The organism is Gardnerella sp. 26-12 (assembly GCF_001660745.1).
Lineage (GTDB): Bacteria > Actinomycetota > Actinomycetes > Actinomycetales > Bifidobacteriaceae > Bifidobacterium > Bifidobacterium swidsinskii.
The window spans coordinates 1-8,506 of sequence record NZ_LWSR01000099.1; the positions used below are offsets into that span (position 1 = coordinate 1).

The window sequence follows — 8,506 nt, forward strand, 5'->3', positions numbered from 1 at the left end:
AAACGAGAAAATAAAGAAAACAAAAAAATACTGGAGATTAATGTATGAATGAGCATCTTGACCTTATAAACAAACTCAATTCAATTCATGATTCTGACATAAGGCAAGCTACATTCATACCCAACTATCACAATATTATTTGCGCTCATACATGCAACTCAGGTGTTACTTTTGCCTGAGTTGCATGCACGCAATGTAAGTAACGATACTGCGCAACTCAATGCTACTTTGAATACCGTTACTTCAAACGCGGTAGACACTATAGAACGCATTATATTCCACGAACTTCAATCCTATACAAGCAACTCAATTAAAATTCAAGAAACTTGCAATCAATTCATACATAAACTTCCTGCAATTAAAAAGTTACTTTTAACAGATATTCAAGCAATATATGAAGGCGATCCTGCTTGCACAAGCAAAGTAGAAGTCACGCTCGCATACCCTGGTTTTTACGCAATGCTTATTCACCGCACAGCTCACGCACTCTATGAGCTTAACGTGCCACTAATTCCTAGACTTATGAGCGAATATGCACACAGAAAAACTGGAATCGACATTCATCCAGGAGCAAAAATTGGCGCATATTTTTGCATTGATCACGGAACCGGCATTGTAATTGGCGAAACAACTGTAATCGGCGAACATGTTAAGCTTTATCAAGGAGTAACGCTGGGTGCAAAAAGTTTTGCGCTAGACGAGAACGGAAATCCTATAAAAGGTGGAAAGCGACATCCAAATATTGGGAATAATGTTGTAATTTACGCAAACGCAACAATCTTAGGCGGAGAAACCACAATAGGAAGCGGAAGTATAATCGCAGCAAACGCGTGGATCAACCGCAGCATTCCTGCAAACACAACCTACCACTTCCCTAAAGTCTAATGCGCGCTAAAAATACTGATTCCACTTCTACTATTTTATTTGAACATCTGTTAGATTCATTTACAATAAACATCCAAATATAATAAATGTGCGCGCTCATAAAAACGTAAAAACGTAAGAACGCGCACTGGCAAGAATACTTAGCAACAGCTAGAACAGCTACTTTTTAAGCTGCACTGGCTCATGATCCCTGCCCATTTTAAACTTAATACCTGCACGCTGCCACATACGATATTCACCAACCGCAGTAAAGAGAACATCTGTGGAAGAGTTAAGTGCGGTTTCGCAAGAATCCTGAATAACACCAATAATAAGACCAATAGCAACTACTTGCATAGCGATATCGTTTGAAATACCAAACGACGAGCATGCAAGAGGTATAAGCAAAAGCGAACCACCAGCTACACCAGATGCGCCTGCAGCAGAAACTGCAGAAAGCACAGAAAGAATCACAGCCGTTGGAATATCAACGCGAATACCAAGCGTGTGAGCAGCGCACAAAGACATGATAGAAATAGTTATAGCAGCTCCGCTCATATTAATAGTTGAACCAAGCGGTATTGAAACAGAGTAATTGTCTTTGTTAAATCCAAGCTTTTCGCACAAATTCATATTTACAGGAATGTTCGCAGCAGAAGAACGCATGAAGAACGCTGTAACACCAGAATCACGCAAAGTCCTAAAAACAAGAGGATACGGATTCTTACGCGTAAGTACGAAAACCAAAATAGGATTAATAATCAAAGCAGTAACAGCCATAGTGCCTACTAACAAAGCAATAACGAAACCATACTCGCTAAAAATACGAAGACCGTTACTTGCAACTGTTGTATAAACAAGACCCATAATGCCAAAAGGTGCTGCGTTAATAATCCAGTGAACAATTTTTCCAATAGCAGATGAAACGTTATCGAAAAATGCTTTTGTAGAAGGCTCGGCTAATCGCAGAGCAACGCCGAAAGCAATCGCCCAGAAGAGGATACCAATAAAGTTACCTTTAACGAGAGCGTCTACAGGATTAACAACAATATTTAGCACAAGTGAATTAAGCACCTCACCAATTCCTTGAGGAGACGGCGAAGAGGCTGCTGCAACATGAGCAAAAGTAAAATCAACAGGGAAAATCATAGCAGCACATACGGCTACAAGGCTTGCAGTAAACGTAGATAGCGCGTACAGCCCTATTACCAATTTCATATTGCCAACACTTTTTGCTTGCGCAAGCGCACCAATAACTAGGCAAAATACTAAAATTGGCGCAACAGATTTAAGCGCACTGACGAAAAGTTTTCCCATAAGATCTAGCACATAGACGTGAGCTGGCACAAAAATACCAAGCGCAGCACCGAGAAAAAGACCAATTACAATGCGTAAAATAAGGTCAATGTTATTCCATTTTTGAACAATCTTGTGCATGAGAGTCTCCTGTATAGTAATTTGTGCAGAATGTTTTATACTCTTTTACGTGTATTAGCACTTGCAAGATTTTATTTTTTAAAGATTATACATAAGGATGCATATATATGCAAATCGTTAAGGTTTAATGTTTCAATGTTTCAATAACTTAGCAACTCAGTGACTAAACACTTCAATAAGTGCTTTGTAAGCAAGATAACTCTTAAAATATAGTAAGCAACAATAACTTCCCGTGTAATCGCAAACTAAAATAGCAAAATGCCTCACTTTGCGTAGTAAAGAAAGACGCAAAGTGAGGCACATTTTACATTAACTTCATTATGCTAATTAACCCAATACTCAGCAAACTTACTGAATACAATTAAGCAAACATTAAGCAGCTCTAAAACTAGCTGATCTGCAATAACCAGACCAGCTAGCAAATATTCTACTTATTACTGTGGCGAGAAGTACCACGACGCTTAGCCGAGAAAAGCGCAGCACCAGCAGCACTAAGAGTTGCAGCAAACAAGCCAAACACAGACACGTCACTACCAGTCTTACTAAGCTGAGCAACACTACCACTCTTCAACACCTGAGCGCGCACAGAAGCACGAACATCAGCCGCATGAGCCTTAGCAGCAGCCAAAGCCTTACGAGCAGCAGAAAGATTCTGAACCGCAGCATCAACCTGAGCCTGAGTAGCGTTAGGATCAGCAAGCAAACGTTTAGCTTCAGCCAACGCCTTCTTATACACATCCAAATCAGGAGCTTCACCAAGCAAGTAGGCAAACGACTTGCTAAAGCGAGAATCATCATCAACTTCAGCTTGCAATACCGTCTTATTAACACCATTCAAAGCATCTTTAGCATTCTTAAGATTCTTTAACGCAGTATCAACAAGAGCTTTACGATCTGCTTGAGACTTAGCAGCAAGATCCACACCCTTACCAGCAGGATCAGCTAGCTTAGATATAAGCTCCTTCGCATCTTGCAAAGTCTTATTATATGCTTGCTGCTTTTCAGCAGTATCATACACGTACTTTACAGATTCTTTCACACTATTCTCAAGAGCAATCTCAGCTTGCAAATCAGCAATATCAACACCATTTAGTGCAGCAGCTGCGGTTTGAAGCTGTTTAAGCGCATTATCAACCGCAGTCTGCTGCTGATCAGGAGTATTCGCTGATTGAGCATCCTTCGCATCAGCAAGAGCAGACTCAGCAGCAGCAAGAGCAGTATCATACGCAGATTTCTTATCCTGAACAGCATTCGTATACTGTACGGACTTCTTCAAAGAATCAGCTTTGTCAACTTCAGCCTGCAACTTAGACGTATCTACAGTTCCATTAAGAGCACTAGAAGCAGTTTCAAGCTTAGTCTTAGCATCGTTGATTTCTTGCTCAGTCTTGCCCTGAGGATTCTTCAAGATATCTTGAGCAGCTTGCAAAGCCTGATCAAACGCAGTCTTCGTAGTATCAGGAGCATTCATGTAAGCAATAGTCTTCTTCTTCGACTCGGCAGCAGTTACAACCGTCTGCAAAGCAGAGGTATCGTGACCGTCCAAACCAGTAACAGCATTATTAAGCGCAGAAGTAGCATCAGAAATTTCTTTCTCTGTTGCACCAGCTTTCTTTACAATGCTTTCTGCAGAGTCTATAGCATTGTTAAGAGCATCTTGCTTCTCAGCAGAAGCATTCTTATAAGAAACATCATTCTTCTTATCTTTTGCTTCTGCAAGCTTTGCCACCAATTGAGTCTTGTCGTTACCATCAAGTTCATTAACAGCTTGCTTGAGTGCAGTCAATGCAGTATCAACAGCTTGCTGCTTCTGCTCAGGAGACTTCTGAGACTGATCGTTCTTAGCTTCAGTAAGAGCGGACTCTGCCTCTTGCAAAGCCTTATCAAACGCAGACTTCTTTGCTTCAGAAGCATTCTCATACTTAGCATCGCCAACAGATTGAGGGTTAGTCGACTTCTTCAGCTTCTTAGAATCAGCAACTTTCTGCTCAAGTTCAGTTGTATTAACCGCTCCATCAAGAGCAGCTTTAGCAGAATTGATAGCATTAACAGCTTGAGCTACTTTCTCAGCAGTTGCATTAGCATCAGTAAGCACTGCATTACCATCAGCAATAGCTTCATTGTAAGTAATTTTCTTAGTCTGATCTGCGTTAATGTATGCGATCGTCTTCTTGAAGTCAGTGTCACCGTCAATAAGTTTTTGCAGTGCAGACTTATCAACAGTCTTGCCACCGAGATCCTGAACAGCCTTTTCTAATGCCTTCTTAATCTCATCAACCTTGGCACCATCAGCATTCATACCCTTAGTTGCATCAACAAGAGTAGATGCATTTGTGAACGCACTATCAAAAGCAGTCTTCTTATTATCCTTATAATCAGGCTTTGCTGTAAGAGTAGACTTCTGGTCATTAATAAGAGTCACAAGATTCTTGAGTGACTTCATCTTGCCGTCAAGATCTTTAGCCTTAGTAACAACATTATTGATAGCAGTTTTCACCTTATCAACAGTGTCTAAATCACTCTTAGGGTCAGTTTCAGGATTTGCAACTTCTTCCTTAAGAGCCTTCTTCTGTGCATTATTAAGATTCTTAAGATTATCTATTGCAGTATTCGCATCTTTTCTAGTCTTTGCAAGCTCAGCTTCCTGAAGAATGGAATCAATGTCTTGTATAGAGTCGGTAGAAGAATCGTCTAAACGCTTATTGAAACCTTCAGCCTCATCTTGCGTAAGATCACCATTCTTCTGCAGATCAGCAATCTTCTTCTTAGCTGCAGTTTTAGCATCCTCAAACTCAGCTTTGTTGAGAATCTCTGCAACTTTATCAAGACTATCTGCAGTACCTACTTCGTTTTGATACTTCTTCTTATCTTGTTCGCTGAGATTCTTCAACTTGCCAATCTTATCTTTAGCATCAGTCTTAGCAGCATCAAGACCATTGTTATTACTGCTATCAGCAGCAGTCTGATTCTGATTGCCTTTTAACGTAGCATCATTCTTGGCTTTGTTTACACCATTAGTATCCTGAGCATCATTAACTTGCTTAATAAACTGCTCTTTGTCCCCAGGCTTGAGTTTATCATTCCCGTTAATTTCATCAATAGCAGCCTGCTTTTGCTTCTCAAGTTCAGCTGTCTTCTTAGCTTCTTCAGCCTTGCCTGTGTCTTGCTGTTCTTGCTGATTCTGAGTTTGTATATCAGTATCAACCTTCGCATCATCTTTCTGCTGCTGCTGTTGCTTCTCCTGCTCAGCCTGCTGATCAGCTTGTTGCTGCTGCTTATTATGCTCTTCCTGTTTCTTTTGATCCTGATCCTTTTGGAACTCGTTTATCTTCTCACGGATCTTTTCAGGATCAGTCTCAGTACCAATCTTCTTATCAAGTTCAGTCTTTTGCTCAGGAGTCAAACCAAGATTATTCTTAGCATCATTAATCTGCTGTTGAGCATCTTTCTTTTTCTTCTCATCTTTACCATGCTTATCAGCAGACTTAATAATCTTGTCTACATCTTCTGGCTTAGTAATATTGTTGATTTCACCTTGATGATCTTCCTTGAACTTCTTAATCTCTTGATCATTCAAGCCATTTTTCTTAAGAATCTTGTCAATAAGATCATTAGCTTCATTCTTAAGTTCTTCAGGCTTAGGAGCAGCAGCATTAGATACAAAGCAGTCGTTCTTGGTAAGAGTAATAACCGTATTCGGATTCCAACCCTGTAATGCTTTTATCTCAACCTCATCATCATGTTGATATAAAGAAACAATACCTTTATTACTTCTATTATCACCGAGTTTTAGTGTAGATCCAGACGTTACATCCCAATCGCTAAAGAATTTATACAACGTCATACCACCACCCGTATTAGAGTCAGGCGCATGAAGTTGATTGAGAAGACCATTCGTACTATTTATATATTGATCGTTTATCTCAGATTTTCCAGCTTTTGCTTTCCAGTTATCTTGAATAAACTTCCTAACAAACTTATGCCAATCATCTTGAGTTAATTTGTTTTTATCAGCAACAGCAATCTTAGTAATGTTGTACTTGTACCCATTATTATTTTTTGTTTCAGTTGTTGGATTCTCTGGATTACCCTTGGTGTATACCAACTCAGAATAGTCGAAGGTAGACGTTGAATCATCATTAAACTTAACAGTCATAGTATGCGTATTATCATCAAATGTGATAGCACTATTTTCATTACTGCCTTTTAGCTTGCTTTGAAGCTCATTATTGGCTGTTAAGATAGCTTGCCTAATAGTTGACCGTTCTTTTTCTTGAATCTTCTTAGCATCTTGTACAGGTGTACGAGCTGGAAGCGTAATGTAAGTAGTCTCATTAAGCTTCTTCGCTTGATACACCAGCTTGCTGCCATCGAGCTTATCAGTAGACTTATCAGTATAAGTGATAGTCACGTTGCCTTTATTATCTACTGTAATAGATTTCTTAGCTTCTTCTAGATTGTTAAGCTTACCAATTGCATCTATGAAGTCAGCTTTAGTTTTATTCGCTTCATAAACTTTCTTCACAAGTTCCGTTTGCTCACCTTGAGTCAACTCTTGTGGTTTTCCAACTGCCATTGGAACTGGATAGTAAGGGGTAAACTTATCCGCAAGTGAACGCTGCTTCTTTACAAGATACTTGCCTTCAAGCTTTTTAGTTGAATGAGTACCAGTTGCATCCTTGAATGTGATTGTTGCATCACCATTAGCGGCAACATCAACCTTTTCTATAAGATTCTTAATCTTATCATTAGCCTTCTTAATAGCATTTTCAACTTGCTTCTTCTCTGACTGATCAAGAGCAGTTGGATTCTTCACAGAAGTCAAAGCTGGATACGTAATTTTTGTGCGCTCTGACAATGGCACGTAGCGTTTAGTCAGATTCTCCTTAAAAATAGTATCCGTAGAGTTATCTTTATACGTTACCGTTGCGCTACCATCGTCATTGACTTTTACAGCCTTTTTGAAAGCCGCTTCAGTAGGAACTTCCGGCATACCGTTAAGCTTTTTCAGTACATCAGCATTATTCTTATTAGCTTCCCACAGCTTTGTAAGAACAGACTTCTTCGCATCTTCTGAAAGATTCTTGCCATATTTCGAAGAATCAACCTCTACTTTATCTTTAGGATAAGCAAGTTCTAATTCCTTGGAATACTCTGGCAACGTCGGCGCAAGCTCAACCTTACCAGCAGTGTAATGCCAGTTGCCCATCACTTGGTACACACCTGCAGCAAACTTCAAAGGCTTCGTTTTATCATTCAGTTTAATAACGAAGCTAATCTTAGATCTTCTATTGCCTCTACTCTCCCAGTTAATAATCAAAGCGCTAGTAGCATTCTTATACTCCCTAGAAGTATCGAGAGTATCACCAGATTTATCATAACCGCCGGCTTCACCGGTCATTCTTTCCCAGTTACTCTTAAATTCAGCACCTTGCGCTTTATTATTATCAAACCAGAAACGGCTTACAGACTGATCCCAAGCAGCCTTTGTATATTGTGTACCTGTTTTTTGAGAAGCCGAACCACCAGTCAACTCTTCGTCCTTATACAAAGTAATGCTATCGTCTACAATCGTGACGTCCTTAGGCACGCTCGCCCACCAGAATGGTCGACCGCCCCACCATTCACCATGAGAATTAAACTGGTACTCAACCTTATAATATTGTCCGTAAGTTTTTCTGTCTGCTGTTTCCTTATTATCGTTTTGTTTATCATCGCATGGCACTAGTTTAATATCCACATACCTCTGCGCCTTTGTAGAAGAATCGCGATTCGCATACCTATAGCTACCATCAGGAAGATTAAAACCATTAGCCCAAGCTTGATGAGTTGGCAAACCAGCACCACAAGCAAGCAAGCTTGCCAATGTTGCAGTCACAGCAATTTTCGGTAAACGTGAAATCGCATACGACTTACATGCTTCTAAACGAGTTCCACTTATCTCTTTCGCCATTGAACGAAGTGTACTCGGCTTCAAATACGCGTAATTTTTAGACACATGTAAAGCATTTTTAGCAGCTTGTGTTTTCTTAACCATTAACAGTCCTCACTTATATATTTTCTCTTCAACTCGCTCTGCAGACATAAACTCACATCTTGCAAAAGAGCTTGTTAATAGAGCAAAGGATACCCCCCCCCCGCGTAATAATTCAAGTAATATAGGCAAAAACTACCATGCGATTAAGGTAACAACTATATTCAATAT

General features: G+C 39.8%; 2 protein-coding genes and 1 pseudogene. 1 reads left to right on the plus strand and 2 read right to left on the minus strand.

Annotation, left to right across the window (positions count from 1 at the left end):
* The first annotated feature begins 44 nt into the window (after positions 1-44).
* Positions 45-885 (plus strand): annotated as a pseudogene (gene epsC, locus A5295_RS05120) (serine O-acetyltransferase EpsC).
* Between the two features lie 159 nt (positions 886-1,044).
* Here the strand turns inward: epsC and sstT are convergent.
* Both sstT and A5295_RS05130 read right to left on the minus strand, forming a co-directional pair.
* A complete protein-coding gene (sstT, locus tag A5295_RS05125; protein ID WP_064621988.1) occupies positions 1,045-2,301 on the minus strand; it encodes a serine/threonine transporter SstT in 1,257 nt (418 codons plus the stop codon).
* 427 nt (positions 2,302-2,728) lie between these two features.
* Positions 2,729-8,338, minus strand: coding sequence for a GA module-containing protein (locus A5295_RS05130; RefSeq protein ID WP_064621990.1), 5,610 nt, complete (start codon positions 8,336-8,338; stop codon positions 2,729-2,731).
* Between the last annotated feature and the right edge of the window lie 168 nt (positions 8,339-8,506).